At 72.7% G+C, this 22,216-nt stretch carries 20 protein-coding genes; 7 read left to right on the top strand and 13 right to left on the bottom strand.

Features of this window, described 5'->3' with window-relative positions; all coding sequences use genetic code 11:
- Positions 1-2 precede the first annotated feature (2 nt).
- Together ACGH7X_RS04835 and ACGH7X_RS04830 are read right to left on the bottom strand one after the other, a co-directional pair.
- A complete protein-coding gene (locus ACGH7X_RS04835; protein ID WP_399881963.1) occupies positions 3-707 on the bottom strand; it encodes an MBL fold metallo-hydrolase in 705 nt (234 codons plus the stop codon).
- Between the two features lie 93 nt (positions 708-800).
- A complete protein-coding gene (locus ACGH7X_RS04830; RefSeq protein WP_399881961.1) occupies positions 801-2,156 on the bottom strand; it encodes a dipeptidase in 1,356 nt (451 codons plus the stop codon).
- Between the two features lie 144 nt (positions 2,157-2,300).
- On the opposite strand from ACGH7X_RS04830, the gene ACGH7X_RS04825 reads away from it, so the two are divergent.
- From ACGH7X_RS04825 to ACGH7X_RS04815, 3 genes are all read left to right on the top strand, one after another.
- A complete protein-coding gene (locus ACGH7X_RS04825; protein WP_399881959.1) occupies positions 2,301-3,620 on the top strand; it encodes a geranylgeranyl reductase family protein in 1,320 nt (439 codons plus the stop codon).
- 124 nt (positions 3,621-3,744) lie between these two features.
- The gene (locus ACGH7X_RS04820; RefSeq protein WP_399881957.1) at positions 3,745-5,028 is read left to right on the top strand and encodes a sensor histidine kinase; all 1,284 of its coding nucleotides are present in this window, start codon (positions 3,745-3,747) and stop codon (positions 5,026-5,028) included.
- A complete protein-coding gene (locus ACGH7X_RS04815) occupies positions 5,025-5,690 on the top strand; it encodes a response regulator (RefSeq protein ID WP_399881955.1) in 666 nt (221 codons plus the stop codon). The genes ACGH7X_RS04820 and ACGH7X_RS04815 overlap by 4 nt, the downstream gene beginning before the upstream one ends.
- On the opposite strand, the gene ACGH7X_RS04810 is transcribed toward ACGH7X_RS04815, so the two are convergent.
- Positions 5,651-5,935: a DUF6332 family protein gene (locus tag ACGH7X_RS04810; protein ID WP_399881953.1), complete on the bottom strand. Its 285-nt coding sequence runs from the start codon at positions 5,933-5,935 to the stop codon at positions 5,651-5,653. The genes ACGH7X_RS04815 and ACGH7X_RS04810 overlap by 40 nt on opposite strands.
- Before the next feature lie 75 nt (positions 5,936-6,010).
- Between ACGH7X_RS04810 and ACGH7X_RS04805 the strand changes: the two genes are divergently transcribed.
- On the top strand, positions 6,011-6,409 hold the full coding sequence (locus tag ACGH7X_RS04805) for a MarR family winged helix-turn-helix transcriptional regulator (RefSeq protein WP_399881951.1): 399 nt from the start codon (positions 6,011-6,013) through the stop codon (positions 6,407-6,409).
- A gap of 26 nt (positions 6,410-6,435) precedes the next feature.
- Here the strand turns inward: ACGH7X_RS04805 and ACGH7X_RS04800 are convergent, their stop codons facing one another.
- The 6 genes from ACGH7X_RS04800 to ACGH7X_RS04775 all read right to left on the bottom strand — a co-directional run bounded on the left by ACGH7X_RS04800 (position 6,436) and on the right by ACGH7X_RS04775 (position 13,181).
- Positions 6,436-7,176: a maleylpyruvate isomerase family mycothiol-dependent enzyme gene (locus ACGH7X_RS04800; RefSeq protein ID WP_399881949.1), complete on the bottom strand. Its 741-nt coding sequence runs from the start codon at positions 7,174-7,176 to the stop codon at positions 6,436-6,438.
- Positions 7,177-7,234: 58 nt separating this feature from the next.
- Positions 7,235-8,407 (bottom strand): MFS transporter, encoded by a 1,173-nt coding sequence (locus ACGH7X_RS04795; protein ID WP_399896789.1) that lies wholly within the window; start codon positions 8,405-8,407, stop codon positions 7,235-7,237.
- Between the two features lie 257 nt (positions 8,408-8,664).
- Entirely contained in the window at positions 8,665-10,044 is a 1,380-nt protein-coding gene (locus tag ACGH7X_RS04790; RefSeq protein ID WP_399881947.1) for a GH1 family beta-glucosidase, read from the bottom strand.
- 40 nt (positions 10,045-10,084) lie between these two features.
- Positions 10,085-10,912, bottom strand: a complete 828-nt coding sequence (locus ACGH7X_RS04785; RefSeq protein ID WP_399881945.1) for a carbohydrate ABC transporter permease — start codon at positions 10,910-10,912, stop codon at positions 10,085-10,087.
- Positions 10,913-10,917: 5 nt separating this feature from the next.
- Positions 10,918-11,871 carry a carbohydrate ABC transporter permease gene (locus ACGH7X_RS04780; protein ID WP_399896786.1) on the bottom strand — a complete coding sequence of 318 codons (954 nt, stop codon included), beginning with the start codon at positions 11,869-11,871 and terminating at the stop codon, positions 10,918-10,920.
- A 23-nt stretch (positions 11,872-11,894) separates the two neighbouring features.
- Entirely contained in the window at positions 11,895-13,181 is a 1,287-nt protein-coding gene (locus ACGH7X_RS04775; protein WP_399881943.1) for an ABC transporter substrate-binding protein, read from the bottom strand.
- A gap of 283 nt (positions 13,182-13,464) precedes the next feature.
- Between ACGH7X_RS04775 and yicI the strand changes: the two genes are divergently transcribed.
- Positions 13,465-15,735 carry an alpha-xylosidase gene (yicI, locus tag ACGH7X_RS04770; protein WP_399881941.1) on the top strand — a complete coding sequence of 757 codons (2,271 nt, stop codon included), beginning with the start codon at positions 13,465-13,467 and terminating at the stop codon, positions 15,733-15,735.
- A gap of 11 nt (positions 15,736-15,746) precedes the next feature.
- On the opposite strand, the gene ACGH7X_RS04765 is transcribed toward yicI, so the two are convergent.
- The 3 genes from ACGH7X_RS04765 to ACGH7X_RS04755 form a co-directional block, all read right to left on the bottom strand.
- Positions 15,747-16,949, bottom strand: coding sequence for a cysteine desulfurase-like protein (locus ACGH7X_RS04765; RefSeq protein ID WP_399881939.1), 1,203 nt, complete (start codon positions 16,947-16,949; stop codon positions 15,747-15,749).
- 740 nt (positions 16,950-17,689) lie between these two features.
- Positions 17,690-18,766 carry an ABC transporter permease gene (locus ACGH7X_RS04760; protein ID WP_399881937.1) on the bottom strand — a complete coding sequence of 359 codons (1,077 nt, stop codon included), beginning with the start codon at positions 18,764-18,766 and terminating at the stop codon, positions 17,690-17,692.
- Between the two features lie 11 nt (positions 18,767-18,777).
- Positions 18,778-19,374 carry a Dps family protein gene (locus ACGH7X_RS04755; protein WP_399881935.1) on the bottom strand — a complete coding sequence of 199 codons (597 nt, stop codon included), beginning with the start codon at positions 19,372-19,374 and terminating at the stop codon, positions 18,778-18,780.
- Positions 19,375-19,587: 213 nt separating this feature from the next.
- On the opposite strand from ACGH7X_RS04755, the gene ACGH7X_RS04750 reads away from it, so the two are divergent.
- Both ACGH7X_RS04750 and ACGH7X_RS04745 read left to right on the top strand, forming a co-directional pair.
- Positions 19,588-20,709 carry a Gfo/Idh/MocA family protein gene (locus tag ACGH7X_RS04750; protein ID WP_399881933.1) on the top strand — a complete coding sequence of 374 codons (1,122 nt, stop codon included), beginning with the start codon at positions 19,588-19,590 and terminating at the stop codon, positions 20,707-20,709.
- 131 nt (positions 20,710-20,840) lie between these two features.
- Positions 20,841-21,293 carry a phospholipase gene (locus tag ACGH7X_RS04745; RefSeq protein ID WP_399881931.1) on the top strand — a complete coding sequence of 151 codons (453 nt, stop codon included), beginning with the start codon at positions 20,841-20,843 and terminating at the stop codon, positions 21,291-21,293.
- On the opposite strand, the gene ACGH7X_RS04740 is transcribed toward ACGH7X_RS04745, so the two are convergent.
- On the bottom strand, positions 21,266-21,982 hold the full coding sequence (locus tag ACGH7X_RS04740; protein WP_399881929.1) for a phosphatase PAP2 family protein: 717 nt from the start codon (positions 21,980-21,982) through the stop codon (positions 21,266-21,268). The genes ACGH7X_RS04745 and ACGH7X_RS04740 overlap by 28 nt on opposite strands.
- Positions 21,983-22,216 lie beyond the last annotated feature (234 nt).

Raw genomic sequence — 22,216 nt, 5'->3', positions numbered from 1 at the left:
GGTCAGACGTCCGCCCCGCAGGTCCGTGCCGACTCCCGCAGCGCGGCCCCGGCCCGGACGGTCACCGGATCCCCGTGACCGAAACAGACCAGCTCCGAGTCGAGGGCCGCCAGCCGCCCGAAGGAGGCGACGGCCCGGTCCCGGTCGGTGTTGAGTACGCCGAGCATCACCCTTCCGTCGACCGGCGACGCCGCGACGGCGTCCCCCGTGAACAGCACGCCGTGCCGCGGCAGATGCAGCCCGATGCTGCCGTCCGTGTGGCCCGGCGCGTGCACGACCCGGGCCCCACCGCCGAAGTCCACTACGTCCCCGTCCCGCACCTCCGTCACCCGCGCCGGCCGGTCGAAGCCGCCCGGTGGGAGCAGCCGCAGGGCGTTCTCGTGCAGCGGACGCTCCCAGTCCTCGGCCACGGGCGGCGGGCCCGGCACCTCGCCGCGCACGACGGGCGCCTCCAGCACATGGGCCACCACCTCCGCCCCGGTGAGCGCGGCGACCTCCTGCGCCCCGCCCACGTGGTCCTCGTGGAAGTGGGTGAGCACCACCCGCCGTACCCGCCCCAGGGACTCGGCCGCCGCGACGACGCGCGCCCCGGCTCCGGCCGGACCGGCGTCGACCAGTGTCAGGTCGTCGCCGTCGCGCCAGAGGTAGGCCTGGCCGACCGGGAAGCGCAGCAGGTGCAGGCGGGGCAGCAGCTCGACGACGTCCATGGGACGACCGTAGGCAGGGCCCCGCCGGGTGGCGAGGCCCCTCTGCCGACGGCAGAACGCGAGCCGCGAGGGCCCGGCCGCGAGCCGCCCGGCTCAGCTCGCCGCGTAGTTGCGCAGGAAGTGCGCCTCGGCCACCGACAGCCGCTCCAGCTCCTCGGGGGACACGCTCTCGTTCACGGCGTGGATCTGTGCCTCCGGCTCGCTCAGACCGATCAGCAGGATCTCCGCCCGCGGATACAGCGACGCCAGGGTGTTGCACAGCGGGATGGAGCCGCCCTGACCGGCGTACTGCATCTCCTCGCCGGGGTACGCCACCGCCATCGCGTCCGCCATGGCCTGGTACGCCGGGCTGGTGGTGTCGGCGCGGAACGCCTGCCCCTGGCCGATCTGTTCGACGCCGACCCGGGCTCCCCACGGCGTACGCGCCTCCAGGTGGGCCTGGAGCAGCTTGGTCGCCTCGGCCGCGTCCACGCCCGGCGGCACCCTGAGGCTCACCAGCGCGCGGGCGCCCGCCTGCACCGACGGGGTGGCGCCGACGACGGGCGGGCAGTCGATGCCGAGCACCGTGACGGCCGGCCGCGCCCAGATGCGGTCGGCGACCGAACCGGAACCGATCAGCTCCACGCCGTCGAGCACCCGGGCGTCCCGGCGGAACTGCTCCTCGTCGTACGCCAGGCCCTCCCAGCGGTCGTCCGCCGCCAGGCCGTCGACGGTCGTCGAGCCGTCCTCGGCGCGCAGCGAGTCCAGTACGCGGATCAGGGCGGCCAGTGCGTCGGGCGCCGCGCCGCCGAACTGGCCGGAGTGCAGGTTGCCTTCGAGCGTGTCGACCTTCACGCGCAGCAGCGTCATGCCGCGCAGCGTCGAGGTGACCGTCGGCAGCCCGACCCGGAAGTTGCCCGCGTCGCCGATGACGACGGTGTCCGCGGCCAGCAGCTCGGGGTGCTGCTCGGCGTACCGCTCAAGGCCGCCCGTGCCCTGTTCCTCCGACCCCTCGGCGATCACCTTGACGTGCACCGGCACGCCGCCGTTCGCCTTCAGCGCGCGCAGCGCGAGCAGGTGCATGAGCACGCCGCCCTTGCAGTCCGCCGCGCCGCGCCCGTACCAGCGGCCGTCGCGCTCGGTCAGCTCGAACGGCGGAGTGGCCCAGCCCGCCTCGTCCAGCGGCGGCTGCACGTCGTAGTGGGCGTAGAGCAGCACCGTCTTCGCGCCCTCGGGACCGGGCAGACAGCCGTACACCGACTGGGTGCCGTCCGGCGTGTCGAGCAGGGCCACGTCCTGGAATCCCTCGGCGCGCAGGGCCGCCGCTATCCAGTTGGCGGCGCCCACGCTCTCGCTGCGCGGGAACTGGTCGAAGTCCGCCACCGATTTGAAGGCCACCAGCGCGGCGAGTTCCTCCTTCGCCCGGGGCATGAGCGAGGAGACGGTCTCGGCGACCGGATTCGACGACATGGGCACGCTCCTTGTGGGTGCGACGTTGTACCAAGGAGTACTTGGATTGGTGGGCCGATCCTCCCACAGTGGCCTGCGGCGATGCCCGCCGTAGGATGCGGGGGTCAGGTGCGGCATGCGGTTTGATCGGAGCAGTAGACCATCGTGAGCAGCGAGAACTCTTCGGCGGACGACGCGCGTCAGGTCTGGGACGTGGTCGTGGTGGGCGCGGGACCGGCGGGGGCCTCGGCCGCCTACGCGGCGGCGGTCGCGGGGCGGCGCGTCCTGTTGCTGGAGAAGGCGGAGCTGCCCCGCTACAAAACATGTGGCGGCGGCATCATCGGTCCCTCGCGCGACAGCCTCCCACCCGGCTTCGAGCTGCCCTTCCGGGACCGTGTGCACGCGGTGACCTTCTCGAACAACGGGCGCTTCACCCGGACCCGGCGCTCCCGGCAGATGCTGTTCGGGCTGATCAACCGGCCCGAGTTCGACCAGCAGCTCGTCGAGCACGCGCAGAAGGCGGGCGCCGAGCTGCGTACGGGGGCGACGGTCACCCGGGTGGAGCAGCACGGCTCGGCGGTGCCGGACCGGCGCACGGTCGCCGTCGTCCTCCAGGGCGGCGAGACGGTGCTGGCCCGGGCCGTCGTCGGCGCGGACGGCAGCGCCAGCCGGATAGGCGCCCACGTCGGCGTGAAGCTCGACCAGGTCGACCTCGGCCTGGAGGCGGAGATCCCGGTGCCTCAGACGGTCGCCGACGACTGGAAGGGGCGGGTGCTCATCGACTGGGGCCCGATGCCCGGCAGTTACGGCTGGGTCTTCCCCAAGGGCGACACGCTGACGGTCGGTGTGATCTCGGCGCGTGGCGAGGGCGCGGCGACCAAGCGGTACCTGGAGGACTTCGTCGCGCGGCTCGGGCTCGCCGGTTTCGAGCCCAGCATCTCCTCCGGCCATCTGACGCGCTGCCGCGCCGACGACTCGCCGCTCTCGCGCGGCCGGGTCCTGGTCTGCGGCGACGCGGCGGGGCTCCTGGAGCCGTGGACCCGCGAGGGCATCTCCTTCGCGCTGCGGTCCGGCCGGCTCGCGGGGGAGTGGGCGGTGCGGATCTCCGAGGCGCACGACGCGGTGGACGCGCGCAAGCAGGCCCTGAACTACGCGTTCGCGATCAAGGCCGGGCTGGGCGTGGAGATGAGCGTCGGCAAGCGGATGATGGCCGTGTTCGAGCGCCGGCCCGGGCTCTTCCACGCGGCCCTGACCGGCTTCCGCCCGGCCTGGAAGGCCTTCAAGGAGATCACCCAGGGCTCGACCTCGCTGGGCGAGCTGGTCCGCGGCCATCCGCTGGCGCAGCGGGCACTGGCGAAGATGGACCGCCGGCCCACGGGCGGCGAGGACCCGGCACCCGGCACGCCGGCCACGTCGAGCACGGCGGTGGCCCCTACGGGTGCTCCGGGCACCGAGGGCCGTGCGGACGCCGAGGACGGTTCCTGACCCCGGGCGCGCCCGGGGGGCGGATGCGGCCGCAACGCGGGGAGGGCGTACTTCCCCGGGAGTACGTGTGATCACCACGCGCGGGTGACGCCCGCCGCGGTGCCCGGCGTCTAGCGTGGCGGTCATGGACGGACAGCGTGAGCGCGGGGGCGGACCGCCGCAGTGGTGGCGGCACGGGCCCCCGTGGTGGAGCCGGCGGGGCGACGAGGAGCGCCGCCCCCGGTGGCCCTGGCGCTCCACGGTGCTGATCACGGCGTTCGTGCTCATCGGCTCGAACTTCGCCGCCCACGCCCAGGAGGGGGAGCGGGCCGCCCTCGACCCCTTCGCACGCGCGCTGCTGTTTTTCACGGGGGCGGCCCTGCTGTGGCGGCAGCGTTACCCGGTGCCGGTCGTGTTCGGCACGGCCGTCACCACCCTGGTCTACCTGGGCGCCGGATACCCCTACGGACCGGTGTTCCTGGCCGTCGCGGTGGCCTGCTTCGGCGCCGTCGTGGCCGGGCACCGCAGGGCCGCGTGGGCGGCGATGGGGACGCTCTGGGCCGGGCACGCCCTGGTCGCGCACTGGCTCTACCGGTGGCTGCCGCCGTCCGGGGACTCGGCCGCGTCCTGGGGACAGGAAATCGTCATCGCCACCTGGGTCGTGGCGATCGTGGCCTTGTCGGAGCTGGCCCGGGCCCGCCGCGAGCAGTGGGCGCGGGAGCGCGCCGAACGGGCCCAGGCGGCGCGCCGGCGCGCGGACGAGGAACGGCTGCGGATCGCCCGCGAACTGCACGACGTACTCGCGCACAGCATCTCCGTCATCAACGTGCAGGCGGGTGTCGGCCTGGCCCTCCTGGACACCGACCCGGAACAGGCACGCACGGCGCTCACCACCATCAAGGACCAGAGCAAGGAGGCGCTCGGCGAGGTCCGGCAGGTGCTCGACACCCTGCGCACCCCCGGAGAGGCGCCGCGCGCGCCCGCCCCCGGTCTCGACCGGCTGCCCGAACTGGTCGAGCAGGCGGCGAGCGCGGGACTCACCGTCGAGGTGGAGGGGAAGCCGCCGCGCCTGTCGCCCGGCACCGACCTGGCCGCGTTCCGCATCGTGCAGGAGGCGCTCACCAACGTCGTACGGCACTCGGGTTCGCGCCGCGCGCGCGTGTGCCTCGACCGGGAGGGCCGCACCCTGCGGCTGCGCATCGACGACGACGGCCCCGCGACGGGCGCCGAGGCGGGCGGCAGCGGCAACGGGCTGGCCGGGATGCGGGAGCGGGCGGCGGCCCTGGGCGGCACCATCGAGGCGGGCCCGCGACCCGACGGCGGCTTCCGGGTGCTCGCGTCCCTGCCGATCGACGTGAAACCCACGACGCAGGTGAAGCCCATGACGCAGGTGAAGCCCATGACGCACGTGAAGGAGGACGACCGGTGATCCGTGTACTGCTCGCCGACGACCAGTCCCTGGTACGGGCCGGCTTCCGGGCGCTGCTGGACGCGCAATCGGACATCGAGGTGGTCGCGGAGGCCGCGGACGGCGAGGAGGCGGTGCGCTCGATCCGTGAACTGCGCCCCGACGTCGTCCTCATGGACATCCGCATGCCCCTGCTGGACGGCCTGGCCGCGACCCGCCGGGTGACCCGGGACACCGGGCTGCGGGACGTGAAGGTCGTCATGCTCACCACCTTCGAACTCGACGAGTACGTCTTCGAGGCAATCCGCTCCGGCGCCTCCGGCTTCCTGGTCAAGGACACCGAACCCGAGGAACTCCTGCGCGCCGTGCGGGCGGTGGTGGACGGCGACGCCCTGCTGTCACCGGGGGTGACCCGCCGCCTGATCGCCGAGTTCGCGGCCCGATCCAAGGAGCCCGCGGCGGCCGACGAGATGGCCCGGCTGACCGAACGGGAGCGCGAGGTGATGGCCCTCGTCGGCATCGGACTGTCCAACGAGGAGATCGCCCGCCGACTGGTCGTCAGCCCGCTGACCGCCAAGACCCACGTCAGCCGCACCATGGTGAAGCTGGGCGCCCGCGACCGTGCCCAACTGGTCGTACTCGCCTACGAGTCGGGGCTGGTGCGCCCGGGCTGGCTCGGCTGACCGCGGCGCGCGAACCGGACCAGTACGCTCACCACCCGGACGAAGAACAGCACCACGGCCGACACCACCCCCGCCCCGACGAGCGCCCCGCGCACGGCGGCCGGCAGGCCGAAGAGATACGCCGGCCCCGCCACGGTCCCGAACAGCACGGCCGCCGCGAACGCCGCGCTGCACAGGGCGTACCCGATCTCGACCGTGATGGCGTCCCGCTCGCCCTGCGTACGCCGTCCCCCGTAGGTGTCCATGCCGGCAAGTCTCCCGGAGCGGGGCCCTGTCGGCAGTACGGCGCCGACCGCGACCGGCTCTGCTACGGTGCGCGGATGGCGGCGAAGAAGGCCGAACAGGCGCTCGTGACCCAGTGGCGCCACATCCTGGCCCTCCACGCCCGTGTCCAGTGCGAAGTCGACCGCGCGCTGCACGGACACGGCCTGTGCGGAAGCGACTTCGAGGTGCTCGACGTCCTGGCCGGCACCCGGGACGAGGACGGTTCGGGCGCCTGTGGATACCGCGTCCAGCAGATCTCCGAGCGCGTCCACCTGAGCCAGAGCGCGCTGTCGCGGCTGGTGGCCCGGCTGGAGAAGGACGGTCTCGTCGAGCGCTCCATGTGCCCCGAGGACCGCAGGGGCGTGCGGGTGGCGCTCACCTCGAAGGGCCGGGACAGGCACGGCGCGGCGCTCCCGGTACAGCGCGAGGTGCTGCACCGGATGCTGACCGGCTGACGGACGACGCCGCCGCGCGGCTCGCCTCACTTCCAGGTGACGCCCGACCTCTCGCGCCACAGTGCGGCGAGGGCCCCGTCCCCGGACACCGCGGGGAACGGCCGGCGGTTCCACAGCGCCGGGTAGAGCCGTGCGGCGGGTCCGGACAACTCGCAGTCGGCGTCCCCGGCGTCGTTCCGCTCGGTCACGGGAGGCTGCGCGGACAGCCGTACGGTCCATACGGCGTCGGGCGCGTCCGTCGCCCGCACCCGCAGCGTGCGGGGTTCCTCGGTGCGTACGGCGCTCTTCGGGCGCGCGTGGAAGGCGCAGAGCAGCTCGTCGATACCGTCGACCGCGAAGGCCACGCCGACGCCGGTGGGTTCACCGCCGCGGGCCGACTCGGCGTCGAAGCGGTGCACGGTCGTCTCGTGCGCCTGCCGCCGGGCCCAGAAGGCGAGCGGTGACGGAGCGGGCAGGAAGTGCCAGCACCGCACGTCGGGCGCGGCGCCCGCGAGGGTGTCGACGAGGCGCCCGTGCCCCTGGCGGAACCAGGCCAGGAGCGGGGCGCCGTCCAGGTCGGGCAGGCCGCCGTCGGGCCGGGGGCCGGTGTGCCCCTCGGCGACGAAGGCGGTCGCCCAGCGATGCACCGTCCCCGTGTGCCGCAGCAGGTCCCGCACCCGCCAGCCGGGGCAGGTCGGAACCTCGGCGTCGCTGCCGGCCGCCTCGGCGGCCGCGGCCAGCAACGCCCCCTCGCGGTCCAGGATCTCGACGTACGCGGCGGTCTTCATGGCAGGGAGTGTGCCGCATGGAGCGGGCTCGAAGGCAGACCCGGACGGACGGGACTGTTCAGCCCGGAACCGCTGCGCGCCGCGTCGCGACCGCGATCACCACCGCCACCGCCGCGAGCGCCGCCACGCTGGTGAGTGCGGACGGCAGGGAGAACCAGTCGGCCATGAAGCCGATCGCGGGCGGGCCGAGGAGCATGCCGCCGTAGCCCAGGGTCGACGCGGTCGCCACGCCACTCGGGCCACCGAGCGCGCCGGCCCGCTCGATCGCGACCGGGAAGATGTTGGCGAGCCCGAGCCCGGTGAGCGCGAAGCCGACCAGGACCGCCCACACCGACGGGGCGAGCGAGCCGAGCAGCATGCCGGCCACGGCGATCGTGCCGCCGGTGACCACCGTGGGCGTCCGTCCCAGGCGCTCCAGCAGCGTCGTCCCGGACAGCCGGCCCACGGTCATGGCGAGTGCGAAACAGGAGTAGCCCGCCGCCGCCAAGCCCGGTGAGGCGTCGAGGTCCTGCTTCAGGTGCAGGGCGCCCCAGTCGGCCATGGCGCCCTCGCCGTAGGACGAGCACAGGGCGATCAGGCCGAACGTGACGACGAGGCGGCGGGCGCGGCCGTCGAGCCGGCGCGGGGCGCCGCCGTCCTCGCGAGTGCGCTCCGGCGGCGCGGCGGGCTCGCAGCGCAGCAGGGAGCGGCCGGCGACCAGGGTGACGAGCAGGCCGATCAGGGTCAGTCCCAGGAGGTGCCGCGTCGGCGAGAGCGACCCGGCGACCAGGCCGCCGAGCCCCGCGCCGACCATCCCGCCAAGGCTGAACGCCGCGTGGAAGCTGGGCATGATCGGGCGCCTCAGCACGGCCACCAGGTCGACGGCGGCGCTGTTGAAGGCGACGTTGATCCCGCCGTACGCGCTGCCGAACACCAGCAGTACGGCGCCGAGGGCGAGCGCGGAGTGGGTGAGCGGGGGCAGGGCGATGCTGAGACAGAGCAGGACCGCGCAGACGACGGTGACGGGGTGGCTGCCGTAGCGGCGGACCAGTCGTCCGGTGAGCGTCATGGTGACGACGGCACCCGCCGAGACACCGAGCAGGGCCAGGCCCAGAGCGCTGGCGGAGGCGCCGGTCTGCTCCTTGATGGCGGGAATCCGGACCACCCACCCGGCGAAGACGAAGCCGTCGAGAGCGAAGAAGGCGGTCAGGGCGACACGGAGGCGGGTGAGGTCGTCGCGGGAGCCCGGCACGGCGTTGTGCGAACGGGCTTTGTTTATTTGCGGCACAAAGTCAGGCTAGAGGCGGGGCGACGGACGGGCAAGAGGCACCCCATGAAGCCCGGCGGGGACAAGGGCGCAGGTCGCAGTCGTCCGCTTCGCACACGCGCGACATCACCACGACGAACACCCTCGCCCCCTGGAGCCGAAGATCGACGGGACCACGGTCGGACGGCACCGCGGTCGGACGGCACCACTTCACACCCGAGGTCGCCCGCCCTCGCCCGCCGTCACCCGCGGTTCGCGGCGATCAGCTCCCGGTACCAGCGGTAGCTGTCCTTGGGCGTGCGCTGCTGCGTGTCGTAGTCGACCCGCACGATGCCGAACCGCTTGTCGTAGCCGTACGCCCACTCGAAGTTGTCCAGCAGCGACCACACGTAGTACCCGCGTACGTCCACGCCCGCGTCGATCGCCGCCCGCAGCGCGGTGAGGTGGTCGCGCAGGTAGGCGACGCGGTCGGTGTCGTGCACCGTGCCGTCGGCGGCGGGCGCGTCGTCCTCCGCCGAGCCGTTCTCCGTGATGTGGACGGGCGGCAGTGCGTCGCCGTACTGCTTCTTCAGCTGGACGAGCAGGTCGGTGAAGCTGTCCGGGACGACCGGCCAGCCCATCGCCGTGTGCCGGACGCCGGGGAGCCGCACCTCCTCGTAGCGGTTGTCCGTCGCCACGCGCCGCGCCGGGTCGCTCTCGCGGTGCGGTGCGTCGGCGACCACGATCGGCCGGTAGTAGTTGATGCCCAGGAAGTCCAGCGGCTGGGAGATCAGCTCCAGGTCGCCGTCCCGGCGGAAGTCCTCGCCGGTGATCAGCTCGCCCCAGGTCTCCTCCTCGGAGTCCGGGTAGCGGCCGGCGAGGATCGGCTCGGTCCACACCAGGTTGTGCTGGGTGTCCGCGCGGGCCACTGCCGCGAGGTCGGTGGGGGAGTCGGTGGCCGGCAGGTTGCGGTCCAGGTTCAGCGTGATGCCGACCTCGCGCACCCCGGCCGCGCGCAGCGCCTTGACGGCCAGTCCGTGGCCGACCAGCAGGTGGTGGGCGGCGGCCAGCGCACCCCGGCCCTCCTTGGCTCCGGGGGCGTGCCGGCCGATGGAGTAGCCGAGGAAGGAGCTGCACCACGGCTCGTTGAGGGTGATCCAGCGCGGCACCCGGTCGCCCAGGTGCTCCGCGACGACGGCCGTGTACTCGGCGAAGCGCTCCGCGGTCTCCCGCACCCGCCAGCCGCCGCGGTCCTCCAGGGCCTGCGGCAGGTCCCAGTGGTAGAGGGTGGCGGCCGGTTCGATGCCCGCCGCCAGCAGCTCGTCCACCAGCCGGGAGTAGAAGTCGAGGCCCTTGGGGTTCACCGCGCCCGAACCGTCCGGCACGATGCGCGGCCAGGCGATGGAGAAGCGGTAGGAGTCCACGCCGAGGTCGCGCAGCAGCGCCACGTCCTCGGGGTAGCGGTGGTAGTGGTCGCAGGCCACGTCACCGCTGTCGCCGTTCACCACCAGGCCTGGCGTGTGGCTGTAGGTGTCCCAGATCGACGGACCGCGGCCGTCCTCCGTCGCCGCGCCCTCGATCTGGTACGAGGCGGTCGCTGCGCCGAGGACGAAGCCGGGCGGGAAACTGGGGTAGTCGCTCATGCTGTGCTGCTCATCTCCGTGCTTGCGTGGGGCACTTCGGTCACTTGACGGAACCGCCGGAGATCCCGGCGGCGATGTACTTCTGGGCGAGGACGAGGAGGATCGCGGCCGGCACCGCGGACAGCACGGACGCGGCCATCACCGAACCCCAGTCGCCGACGTGCGCGCCGATGTACTGGTAGATGCCCAAGGTGATGGGCTTGACGTCGTCGGTCGTGTTCAGGGTGAGCGCGAACATGAAGTCGCTCCACGAGAACAGGAACGCGAACAGCCCCGATGTGATCAGTGAGTTGCGACTCATCGGCAGCACCACGCGTACGAAGGTGCGCACCGGTCCGGCACCGTCGATCTGCGCGGCCTCGATCACCTCGCCCGGGATCGACACCATGAAGGAGCGCATCAGCACGATGGAGAACGGGATGCCCAGCGAGGCGTCCGCCAGCATCAGGCCGAAGTAGGAGTTGACCAGACCCAGGTCGACGTAGGAGTTGTAGAGCGCGTTGGCGATGACGATGCCCGGCACCATCTGGGTGATCAGCGTGCCGAACACGATGGTGCGCGAGCCGCGCAGCCCGAACCGCGCGAGCCCGTACGCGGCCGGCGCCGAGATCGCCAGGCAGATGGCGACCGCGCCGAGCGAGACCGCCAGCGAGGTCAGCAGGTGACCGCCCTGGTCGGTGATCGCCTTGGAGAAGCCGGACAGGTCCAGGCCGCCCGGCACCGGGTCGACCTGGAGCAGCCCCGAGTCGGGCTGGAGCGCGGTGTTGAGCATCCAGTACAGCGGGAACAGCATCACGCACAGGATGAGAACGCCGGCGACGGTGGAACCCCAGCGGCGCCGGGAGGCGGTGGGCGTGTGCGAGGCCATGGACGTCACTTCCCCTCGGTGCGGTTGGCCCGCAGGTAGAACACCGCGAACACGGCGGAGATCAGGATGAGTACGTTGCCGACGACGGCGCCCGCGCCGAAGTCCAGCTGCACGAACGAGTTCTGGTACGTCAGGGTGCCGAGCGTCTGGGTGGCGTCGGCCGGTCCGCCGTCGGTCAGCGCGAGGATCAGGTCGAGGATCTTGACCGTCGACATGAAGCCGAGCACGAGGACGACCGTGACGACGGGCCTGAGCATCGGCAGGGTGACGGAGCGGAAGGTCCGCCAGGCCGAGGCGCCGTCCAGGGCGGCCGCCTCGTGCAGCTCCTTCGGGATCTCCTGGAGACCGCCGTACAGGATGACCATGTTGAACGGGATGCCGATCCAGATGTTGACCAGGATGACCGACAGCAGGGCCATCTCCGGACTGGTCAGCCAGGGCGTGTGTCCGCCCACCCCGAGCGTGTCGAGGAACGAGTTGAGCACGCCCGTGTCCTGGTCGAGGATGCGCCGCCAGACGATGCCGGACACCACCATGGGCACCAGCCAGGGCAGCAGGATCAGTGAGCGCAGCACCCCGTTCAGCGGGAAGCGGCGGCTGAAGAAGACCGCGAGCGCGAGGCCGATGCAGAACTGCCCGAGCAGCGACCCGGCCGTGAAGACGAGCGTGTGCCACAGGGCCTTGCCGAACAGGGCGTCCTGGAACACGTGGGACCAGTTGTCGGTGCCGTTGAACGGCGCCTCACCGGTGAAGAAGGTCTTCGGCGTGTAGTCCTGGAAGCTCATCACGACGTTGCGGACGAGCGGGTAGCCGAAGAACAGCAGCATGAAGACGACGGCGGGGGCGACGAAACCCCACTGGGTGAGCCTGCGCCGGCGCGCGATCCGGTGGGGGTCGGGCGCGGCGGGCGACGCGGCCGCCTCGGCGGGCGTCCGTGCGGTGACGGCGGACGTGGGCATGGGAGTGGTCATGGGGGCGTACCTCAGTTCCCGCTCGTGGCCCGCTGCTGGGCGCGCTTCAGGGCGGTCTCGCTGGACTGGCCGGTCAGGGCGGACTGGAAGGCGCTCTGCAGGGCGAGCGACACGCTCGACCAGCCGGCGCCGAGCTTCGCGGTCCGGGACCGGGCGACGGCCACCTGGTCGGCGAGGGAGTCCAGCTCGGGCACCTTCTCGCGCCAGACGGCGGCGGCCTCGGCGTTGGCCGGGACCATCCAGCTGTTGAGCGCGTAGGTCAGCTGCTCCTTCTCGCTCGCCAGACAGGCGACGATCTTGCCGGCCGTCTTCTCCCGTGCCTCGTCACCGGTGTTGGGGACGGTGAGCACCGCGCCGCCGAGCGGACCCACCGAGTCGTCGCCCGCCTCGGGCACCGGGATCGGCGCGATCTCCCAGTTCAGCGACTTGTCGCTGTTGAGCGTCTCCACCTGCCACGGCCCGTTGATCATCATCGCCGCGTTGCCCGCCATGAACTGGTCGTTGACGTCCGCCTGCGTCCAGTTGACCGTCGACTTCGAGAGCGAACCGTCCTTCAGCAGGCTCTTCCAGTAGTCGAGGGCCTCGGCGACCTGAGGGCTGTCCAGCTTCGTCTCGTCGCCGCCGTTGGACCACATGAACGGCGTGAACTGGAAGACGCCGTCCTCCGCGCCGCCCGCGCTGAGCGCCAGGCCGTACTGCTTGCCGTGGGTGAGCTTCTTCGCGCTCTCCCGCAACTCGGCCCAGGTGGTGGGCACCTCGACGCCCGCCTTGTCGAGGACGTCCTTGTTGTAGAAGAGGGCGAGCGTGTTCACGGAGCGGGCCGCGCCGTAGTACGTCCCCTTGTACGAGCCGAAGTCGACGATGCCGTCGGGGATGTCGTCGGTGCTCAGTCCGAGGGTCCTGAGGTCGACCAGACCGCCCGCGTCGGCGAACGTCGGCATCTCGGACGCGTCGAACTGCACGATGTCGGGCAGCGACTTGGACGACGCCATGCGCAGGGCCTTCGTCATCACCTGCGCGGCCGGGACGCTCTGCTGCTCGATCGTGACGCCCAGCTCCTTGCCGCAGCGGGCCATCGCCTCCGCGTCCCAGCGGTGGTACGACTCGTCGGTCGAGGAGTTCATCACGGTGTACACGTCGGCGTCGCGCTGCTGTCCGCAGCCGGCCAGTGCGCCCCCCGCGACCAGCACGGACACGGCGGCGAACGGGGCGACGACTCGGCGTGAGCGTCCTCGTCCGCGGCGCGTGGCAGCCGGGGGGTGTGCTGTCAGGGCGAGCGAGGTGAAGCGCTTCGACATGGGGCGGCCCTTGCTGTCGTACCGTCCGGCTTCCCTGCCGGACCGTTTTGTTTGATGTGATGACTAATACGTCACGGACCTGCTTCCGCGCTAGAGGAAAGTGGCCTCCCTCTCTCCGCTCCGCCGGGTGAGGAAGTTGTTCTGGTGGGTGATAGTGCCTGTTCAGAGGGTTGAGACCGTCGTGAACACCTCGGCACCCGGATTTGTTTTGTGTACGATCAAAACGCTGTGAGACGGCCTCCGTGCTCCCCACCCGACAGCTCCGCCCCACCCAAGGAAGATCATGAAGTTCACCGACGGCTTCTGGCTCATCCGCGAGGGCGTGCATCTCTCGTACGCCACTGAGGTACGCGATGTGCGCCCCGAATCGAAGCGCTTCACTGCCCATGCTGCCGTGAAGAAGGTGACGCGGAGGGGGGACACGCTCAACGCGCCGCTCCTCACGGTCGAGTGCTTCTCTCCCGCCGAGGGCGTCATCGGCGTCCGTGTCACCCACCACGCAGGCAAGCGCCGGCCGGGCCCCGACTTCGCCCTCGCGGGCGCCGCGGAGGGCACCGGCGAGGTACGCCAGGACGGCACCGTCACCGAGCTGACCAGCGGCCCGCTCACCCTGCGCCTGGACCGTGAGGGCCCCTGGGGTCTCACCTTCCACGACGCGGACGGACGCGAGCTGACCCACGTGAACGCCAAGGGCACCGCCTTCGCCACCACCGGCGACGGCGCCCACCACATGCTGAGCCGGCTCGCCATGGGCGTGGGCGAGCAGATCTACGGCCTCGGCGAGCGCTTCACCCCGTTCGTGAAGAACGGCCAGGTCGTCGACATGTGGCAGGCCGACGGCGGCACCAGCAGCGAGCAGGCCTACAAGAACATCCCGTTCTACCTGTCCTCCCGCGGCTACGGAGTCTTCGTCAACCACCCCGGCGCGGTCTCCTTCGAGGTCGGCTCCGAGTCGGTCGGCCAGGTGCAGTTCAGCGTCGAGGACCAGACGCTGGAGTACTACGTCGTCGCCGGACCCACCCCCAAGGACGTCCTCACCCGCTACACCGCCCTCACCGGCCGTCCCGCCCTGCCGCCCGCCTGGTCCTTCGGCCTGTGGCTCACCACGTCCTTCACCACCGACTACGACGAGAAGACGGTGACGTCCTTCGTCGACGGCATGGCCGAACGAGGCATCCCGCTCTCGGTCTTCCACTTCGACTGCTTCTGGATGCGCGAGTACCAGTGGTGCGACTTCCAGTGGGACCCGGACGTCTTCCCCGACCCGGAGGGCATGCTCGCCCGGCTCAAGGCCAAGGGGCTGAGGGTCAGCGCCTGGATCAACCCCTACATCGCCCAGAAGTCCCCGCTCTTCGACGAGGCCGCCGCCCTCGGCCACCTGGTGCGCTGGGCCGACGGCGACATCTGGCAGTGGGACCTGTGGCAGGCCGGGATGGGCCTGGTCGACTTCACCAGCCCCGCCGCCCGCGACTGGTACGCCGGGAAGCTCAAGCCGCTCCTGGACCAGGGCGTGGACTGCTTCAAGACCGACTTCGGCGAGCGGATCCCCACCGACGTCGTCTGGCACGACGGCTCCGACCCGGAGCGCATGCACAACTACTACACCCACCTGTTCAACCGGACCGTCTTCGAGCTCCTCGAGAAGGAGCGCGGCCAGGGCGAGGCCGTCCTCTTCGCGCGCTCCGCGACCGCCGGCGGCCAGCAGTACCCCGTGCACTGGGGCGGCGACTGCTGGTCCTCCTTCGAGGCGATGTCCGAGTCACTGCGGGGCGGCCTGTCCCTGTCGCTGAGCGGCTTCGGCTTCTGGAGCCACGACATCGGCGGCTTCGAGGGCACGCCCGATCCGGCGGTCTTCAAGCGCTGGCTGGCCTTCGGCCTGCTTTCCTCGCACAGCCGGCTGCACGGCTCCTCGTCGTACCGGGTGCCGTGGGAGTTCGGCGAGGAGGCGGTCGACGTCGCCCGCACCTTCACCCTCCTCAAGCACCGCCTGATGCCCTACCTGTACGGGGTCGCGGCCGAGGCCCACCGCACCGGCGTGCCCATGATGCGGCCGATGGTCCTGGAGTACCCGCACGACCCGGCGTGCCGTCCGCTGGACCGCCAGTACATGCTCGGCCCCGACCTCCTGGTCGCCCCGGTCTTCACCGGGGACGGCGAGGTCGAGGTCTACCTCCCCGAGGGCACCTGGACCCACCTCCTGTCCGGCGAGCGCGTCACGGGACCGGCCTGGCGCACCGAACGGCACGGCTACGACAGCCTTCCCCTGTACGTCCGGGAGGGCGCCGTCCTGCCGCTGGCCTCGGACGACGGGCGCCCCGACGGCGACTGGCTGGACGCCCCGACCCTGCTGGTCCACCCGCCCGCCGGGGCCGACTACGCGGCCGAGGTCACCGTGCCCGACCTGCTCGGCACACCGGCCGCGACGTTCCGCGTGCGGCGTGACGGGGACGTCCTGAGGGTCACCGCGAACGGCACCGACCGTCCCTTCACCGTCCGGGTCGCGGGTGGCGCGAGCGCGCAGGGCGCGGGGGAGATGACCGTACCTCTGGGGTGAGGCCGCGTGCGTCAGCGGTCGAGGCCGGCCAGCGCGGTCAGGAGGCGGTCCACGTCGTCCGCGCTGGTGTACGGCGCGAGTCCGACGCGGACGGCGCCCTGGTCGCCGAGGCCCAGCCGGCGCGCGGCCTCCAGGGCGTAGAAGGTTCCGGCGGGCGCGTCGACCGCGCGCTCGGCCAACTGCCGGTAGACGTCGGCCGGGCTCAGGCCCGCCACGGTGAACAGCAGCGTCGGCGTGCGCCGTTCGGCGCGCGAGTACACGGTGATGCCGCCGAGGTCGGCCAGCCCCCGCTCGATCCGCTCGCGCAGGGCGTCCTCGTGGGCCTCGAGCGCCGCGAAGGAGGCGACGATCCGGTCCCGTCGGCTGCCGCGCGCGTCCGGCTCAAGACCGGCGAGGAAGTCCACCGCGGCACGGGTGCCTGCCAGCAGCTCGTACGGCAGCGTGCCCAGCTCGAAACGCTCGGGGACGACGTCGCTGGACGGCAGCAACTTGTCCGGGCGCAGGGTCTCGAGGAACTCGGGCCGGGCCGCCAGCACCCCCAGGTGCGGGCCGAGGAACTTGTACGGCGAGCACACCAGCGTGTCCGCACCGAGGGCCGCCGGGTCGACGACGGCGTGCGAGGCGTAGTGCACCGCGTCGACGTGGAACAGCGCGCCGACGCCGTGCGCCAGCCGGGCGAGGGCCGGCAGGTCGGGCATGGTGCCGATCAGGTTGGACGCGCCCGTCACGGCGACCAGCCTGGTGCGCGGGGAGAGCACCGCCTCGACGTGCTCGGGAAGCAGCTCCCCGGTGGCCGGGTCGAAGTCGGCCCACCGCACGTTCGCGCCGACCGCCTCGGCCGCCTGGATCCAGGGCCGGATGTTGGAGTCGTGGTCCAGTCGGGTGACGACCACCTCGTCCCCGGGCCCCCACGTCTTGGCGAGCGTCCGGGACAGGTCGTAGGCGAGCTGGGTGGCGCTGCGGCCGAGGACGATCCCCCGCGGCTCCGTGCCCAGCAGGTCGGCGAGCGCGCTCCGGGCGTCCGCGACGATGCCGTCCGCGTTGCGCTCGCCCTCGGTCGTCCGTCCCCGGTTGGCCAGCGGGTGGGACAGCGCCTCGCCGATCGCGTCGATGACGGGCTGCGGGGTCTGAGTGCCACCCGGCGCGTCGAAGCGGGCGGAGCCGGACTTCAGGGCGGGTATCTGCGCGCGGATCGCGTCGACGTCGAGGGCCATGTGCACTCCAACCGAAAGCGGGAATCCCGCCCCATGATCGCAGCCGGGCCGCGATCGGAACAGACGCGGGCGTCGTACGGCGGCCGCGCGACCGCAGGTGTCGGACGGGCGGCTTCACGACGCCTCGTCGCGGTCGCGGGCGCGCGCCGGGGGTCCGGCGGCCACTTTGGCGGAGTGGAGCGGTAGCGGGCGGCGGACGGACGCGGGTGGGGCGGGCGTCGGCATCGCGTGGACGGGGGCGGGGGGCCGCCTGCCCGTCCCTTGATTGTGGCGGGCCGCGCGGGCGGTACAGACGCGGGGCGACGGCGGGTGTCGGACGGGCGGCGGGGCTACGTCGGGTTAGCGGGCGGCGGACGGACGCGGTTGGGAGCTGACGGCGGCGTCGCGTGGACGGGGCGGGGGCCGCCTGCTCGTCCCTTGATTGTGGCGGGGCCGTGCGGGCGGTTCAGCCGTGGGGCGATGTCGGGTGTCGGACCGGCGGCGGGGCGACGCCGGGTGTGGGACGGGCGGCGGATCCACAGCGGCTCGTGGCGGCGGGGTCGCCGGGGACGCGGCGGCCGCCTCTGACGGAGAGCGGAGAGCGGAGACGGAGGGCGGGGACGGAGGGCGGTGGCGGGACTGGGCGGGCAGCGGTGGAGGCGGACGGCCGTGCCTCGTGGACCGGGCCGGCCGGTCGGCGGCCGCGGGCCCGCCCGGCTCGCGGCGTGCGCGGAGCCCAGGCGGAGCCGCGACGCCGCGGGTCAGGAGTCCGATGAGGAGTCCTCCGCCGCCACCGGGTCCTTGTCGCGACCGCCGGGATGCCGGTGCCGCCAGAGCCAGAAGACCGCGCAGGACAGGAGCGCCCACCCGGCCAGCACCAGGAACGGGAACGCGTGCTGGTGGCCCTGGAAGTACACCGCGGTGTGCTGGGCGTTGACCGAGGCCCCGGGCGGCAGCCACCGGCCGATCAGCCCCAGCGGGGACGGCAGCAGCGGCCAGGACACCGCGCCGCCGGACGAGGGATTGCCGATGATCACCATCAGGCCCCAGGTCGGCAGCATCGCCCAGCGGCCGAACATGGTGTTGAACATGGTGAAGACCATGCCGGACACGAACATGGTGAGCGCCAGGATCAGCCACGACTCGGCGAACGGCAGGTCCAGCGCGCCCAGCAGCCAGTCCACCGTTGCGGCGATGGCGAACCCGCCGAGCAGCGCGTAGGCCGCCGTGAAGAGGATGCGCTCGACAGGGGTGAGCGTCCGCGCGTGCACGCTCAGCTGGATCGCCCCGACGAAGCCGATGATCACGGCGGCCAGGGAGATGTAGAAGATGGCCAGCCCGCGCGGGTCGCCCTTCTGCAGGGGGTTGACGTCCCGGACGGTGACGTGGACGCCGAGCTTCTTCCCCACGGCCGGTGCCGTCTGGGCGAGCAGTTCGGCGACCGAGGCGCCCGACGCGCCGGACAGGTCGAGAAGGGCGCTCCGCCCGTCGTCGCGCAGCTCGAAGACCGCGAAGACCTCCTGCTGTTCGATCGCCTCGCGGGCCTCGGCGCGGGTCTCGTAGGGATGCACCTTCACCGAGGTGTCCAGCGCCTGCTCCAGACCGCGCAGAAAGGCCCGGCCACCGGCCTCCTGGTACGACCCGACCACGGCCGTGGGGATCAGCCGGGGCGTCGGGTTCGCCATCGAGTAGGTGTACGAGCCCGCGAAGAGACCCGCCGCGGCCGCGAGGATCAGCACCAGCACGGTGGCAGGCCAGAACGGCGACTGCCGGAAGGCCGACCACCGCTCCCCGCGCGTCGCAGGCCTGCCGTGCGCGCCGTGGGACATGTGGGCCATGTCCGCCGGGATCAGGCGTGGACCAGCGGCGTGTCCACGAGGTGCTCCGCCACGAACCACGCCTGCAGCTCGTTGGTGCGCACCACCTCGGAGACCAGGAGGTCGTTGGTCCCGTCGTCCCCGTACTCCTGGGTGCGGGCCGCCGCGTCGTGGCACTCGGTCAGGATCAGCTCGTGCGCCTCCAGCAGCCGCGAGAGCATCGACGGCACCTCCTCCACCCCGTCCGGCGGACGCGGCACAGTGGTGATCTCGGCGACGTGCCGGGGATCGCCGACCGCGACGCCACCGAGCGTCTGGACGCGCTCGGCGATGGTGTCGATCAGCTCCAGCTGCTCGCCCGCGTGCTTGTCCAGCAGCAGGTGGAGCTGGTAGAACGTCGCCCCGCGCATCAGCCAGTGGTACTTCTTGTACAGATCATGCAGGATCCGGGTGTCCGCCAGGACCTTGTTGAGCCGCTGGCAGGAGTAGAGGCGGGTGTCCATGGTCAGCGCCACGGGGAACTGCTTGACGGTGCCGAACTCCTGGATGGTTCGGCCCTTCTGGTGCAGCCAGGGCTGGCTGCCGTCTGACCGGTGCTCCGCGGACGACGAGGACTTCGGGGAACTCACGCCTGGACTCCTTCTGGAGAGGACTGAGGACTGAGCCGGCGCGATACCGCCGGCTTCGGTTCCCCCCGCGACAGTCGACCAGCCGTGCGCCGCGCCCGCAAACGGTGGGGGGTTGTCCGGACCATCGCTTCCCGCTTATCGTCCGCCCTGGTTGAAAGCGCTTTCTACTAGTCGGCGTGCGCCGCCCGCGCGCCGGCAACCGAGGAGGACCGCATGTCCCCACGCCCCGCCCGCCGCCGGGTCGCCGTGGTCGGTACCGGTGCCATCGTCACCGGCGGCCACCTGCCCGCTCTCGGCGCCCACGCCGACCGCACCGAACTGGTCGCCGCCGTCGACGTGGACGGGGCGCGGCTCGACGCCTTCCGTGCCGAGGCGGGCGGCGACGTCGCCGGGTACACGTCGATGGACGCCATGCTGGACGCCGTACGGCCCGACCTCGTCCTGGTCGGTACGCCGCCGTCCCTGCACCGGGAGCAGACGGTGGCCGCGCTCAAGGCCGGGGCCTGGGTGCTGTGCGAGAAGCCGCTGTGTCTCTCCCTCGCCGAGTACGACGACATCGCGGCGGCCGAGGAGGCGTCCGGGGCGTACGCGTCCGTGGTCTTCCAGCACCGTTACGGTTCCGGTGCCGCGCATGCCCGCGACCTGATCGCGAGCGGCGAGCTGGGCGCCCCGCTGGTCGCCCACTGCCAGACGACCTGGCACCGCGACGCCGCCTACTATGCGGTGCCGTGGCGCGGGCGCTGGTCCACCGAGGGCGGCGGCCCCACCATGGGTCACGGCATCCACCAGTACGACCTGCTGCTCCATCTGCTCGGCCCCTGGGCGGAGATACGGGCCATGGCGTCGCGCCTGGTCCACGCCACCGAGAGCGAGGACGTCTCCACCGCCCTGGTGCGCTTCGAGAGCGGTGCCCTCGCCACCGTCGTCAACAGCGTGCTCTCCCCTGACGAGATGAGTCGCGTCCGCGTCGACTGTGCCGACGCGACGGTGGAGTTGACCCACCTGTACGGGCACCGCAACGACGACTGGACCTACACCCCGGCCCGGCACGTCGCCCCCGGACGCGCCGCCGCCTGGCGGATCCACGACGCCGACGTGCCCAGCTCCCACACGGCCCAGCTCGGTGCCGTCCTCGACGCCTGGGACGCCGGGGTCCGCCCGCCGGGCAGCGGCCAGGAGGCCCGCGCCACGCTCGAGTTCGCGGCGGCCCTGTACAAGGCGGCGTTCACCGGACGGCCGGTGCTCGCGGGCGAGATCACGCCCGGTGACCCCTTCCACGCGGCCATGCACGGCGACCACCCCGACTGGGCCCCCGACCGGCGCACAGCACCCTGAAAGTCGGCCCAAGACCGAAGTGTTCACAGGAGGTTGGGCCGCCGGAGGTGTGAACAGGTGGTCGGGATGCGCATCATCTTGACATGAACCTGCGGTCCGAGGGGCGGGCCGCAGCCTCATGGAGGTGTGGGATGCACCGCAGACTCGCCACCGGACTCACCGCCGCGGCCATGGCCGTGACCACCGTCGTCGCCACCGCCGCGACCGCCGACGCCGCTCCCTCCGACAAAGCGCAGGTACTCGCGAGTTGGACGCAGACCAGCGCGTCGAGCTACAACTCCTGGACCGCCGCGCGGGCCAACCAGTCCGCCTGGAGCGCCTACGGGTTCGACTGGACCACCGACTACTGCTCCTCCTCGCCGGACAACCCGTTCGGCTTCCCCTTCAGCACGTCCTGCGCACGGCACGACTTCGGCTACCGCAACTACAAGAAGGCGGGCACCTTCAGCGCCAACAAGTCCCGTGTCGACAGTGCCTTCTACGAGGATCTCAAGCGGGTCTGCGCCCGCTACGGCGGCGCCACCAAGGCCGCCTGCAACAGCACGGCGTGGACGTACTACCAGGCCGTGAAGGCGTTCGGCTGACGGGCCGGACCCCACTCGCGACAGCCGCTCCGCCGGTGCCCGGGCCGGCGGAGCGGGGGAGCGGCCGCCGCCGCGGTCAGCGCGACGGCCGCACTGGCGATGCCGAGGACGGCGCCCGCGGCCACGTCACCTGGATAGTGCACGCCGGTGTGGACCCGGGAGTAGCCGACGGCGCTCGCCAGCGCGCCGAGCGGGACCGCGGCCTCGGGCAGGACGACTCCGACGGCCGTGGCGAACGCGACCGCGGCGGCCGTGTGCCCCGACGGGAACGACGCCGACGCGGGCATCGGCACGTACCGGTCCGTCGTCACCCGTGCCGCCTCCCGGTCCGGTCGCGCCCTGTGCACGAGACGCTTGCCCAGCAGGTTCGTCGAGGCGGACGCCACGGCGACCGCCCCCAGCCCGACGAGGGCCGCCCGGCGCGGCCGTCCACCGCGCAGGGCGAGCGCGGCGGCGATCCCGAACGAGACCTTCGAATGGTCCGCGGCGTGGGACAGGCGCCGCAGCGCCCGGTCGAGCGTGGGGGTGGACGTGGCGGCCACCGCCGCGTACAGCGCGCCGTCCACGGCACGCAGATCCCCGAGCACGGCGGCGACGGCGCGCCTGCGCCCGGCCCCCGGGCCGGCAGCCGGCGTGAGCGGGCCGCCGGTGTCGCCGGCGTCGCCGTGGGCGTGGGTCGGATCGGTCATGGGCTCCTGCTCCGCGGGGAGAGGGGACCCGGACCATCCTGGTCGCCCTCGGACCCGGCGGCGCGTGGGCGGGGCCCGTCCGGGGGACGGCGGGAGGGGACAGCGCCCCCTGTCCGCGCCCTGCGACCCGGATCGACCGGGGCCGCGCGCGGGTGAGCCGCCGACCGGCCCGTCCCAGGTCGGTCGGCGGCTCGGCGGAGGCGGCGAGGTCGGTCGGTCCGCCGCCCGGTCGGT

The sequence above is a fragment of the Streptomyces sp. BBFR51 genome (genome assembly GCF_044591655.1).
In the GTDB taxonomy this organism is placed as follows: Bacteria; Actinomycetota; Actinomycetes; order Streptomycetales; family Streptomycetaceae; genus Streptomyces.
Note: the sequence above shows the minus strand (reverse complement) of the source record. Positions and strands in the feature narration are given on the sequence as shown.

Coding starts and splice junctions, on each gene's coding strand:
- ACGH7X_RS04835 (WP_399881963.1), bottom strand. CDS start 707: ATGGACGTCGTCGAGCTGCTGCCCCGCCTGCACCTGCTGCGCTTCCCG.
- ACGH7X_RS04830 (WP_399881961.1), bottom strand. CDS start 2,156: ATGTCGTCGAATCCGGTCGCCGAGACCGTCTCCTCGCTCATGCCCCGG.
- ACGH7X_RS04820 (WP_399881957.1), top strand. CDS start 3,745: ATGGACGGACAGCGTGAGCGCGGGGGCGGACCGCCGCAGTGGTGGCGG.
- ACGH7X_RS04810 (WP_399881953.1), bottom strand. CDS start 5,935: ATGGACACCTACGGGGGACGGCGTACGCAGGGCGAGCGGGACGCCATC.
- ACGH7X_RS04805 (WP_399881951.1), top strand. CDS start 6,011: ATGGCGGCGAAGAAGGCCGAACAGGCGCTCGTGACCCAGTGGCGCCAC.
- ACGH7X_RS04800 (WP_399881949.1), bottom strand. CDS start 7,176: ATGAAGACCGCCGCGTACGTCGAGATCCTGGACCGCGAGGGGGCGTTG.
- ACGH7X_RS04790 (WP_399881947.1), bottom strand. CDS start 10,044: ATGAGCGACTACCCCAGTTTCCCGCCCGGCTTCGTCCTCGGCGCAGCG.
- ACGH7X_RS04785 (WP_399881945.1), bottom strand. CDS start 10,912: ATGGCCTCGCACACGCCCACCGCCTCCCGGCGCCGCTGGGGTTCCACC.
- ACGH7X_RS04780 (WP_399896786.1), bottom strand. CDS start 11,871: ATGCCCACGTCCGCCGTCACCGCACGGACGCCCGCCGAGGCGGCCGCG.
- ACGH7X_RS04775 (WP_399881943.1), bottom strand. CDS start 13,181: ATGTCGAAGCGCTTCACCTCGCTCGCCCTGACAGCACACCCCCCGGCT.
- yicI (WP_399881941.1), top strand. CDS start 13,465: ATGAAGTTCACCGACGGCTTCTGGCTCATCCGCGAGGGCGTGCATCTC.
- ACGH7X_RS04765 (WP_399881939.1), bottom strand. CDS start 16,949: ATGGCCCTCGACGTCGACGCGATCCGCGCGCAGATACCCGCCCTGAAG.
- ACGH7X_RS04760 (WP_399881937.1), bottom strand. CDS start 18,766: ATGGCCCACATGTCCCACGGCGCGCACGGCAGGCCTGCGACGCGCGGG.
- ACGH7X_RS04750 (WP_399881933.1), top strand. CDS start 19,588: ATGTCCCCACGCCCCGCCCGCCGCCGGGTCGCCGTGGTCGGTACCGGT.
- ACGH7X_RS04745 (WP_399881931.1), top strand. CDS start 20,841: ATGCACCGCAGACTCGCCACCGGACTCACCGCCGCGGCCATGGCCGTG.
- ACGH7X_RS04740 (WP_399881929.1), bottom strand. CDS start 21,982: ATGACCGATCCGACCCACGCCCACGGCGACGCCGGCGACACCGGCGGC.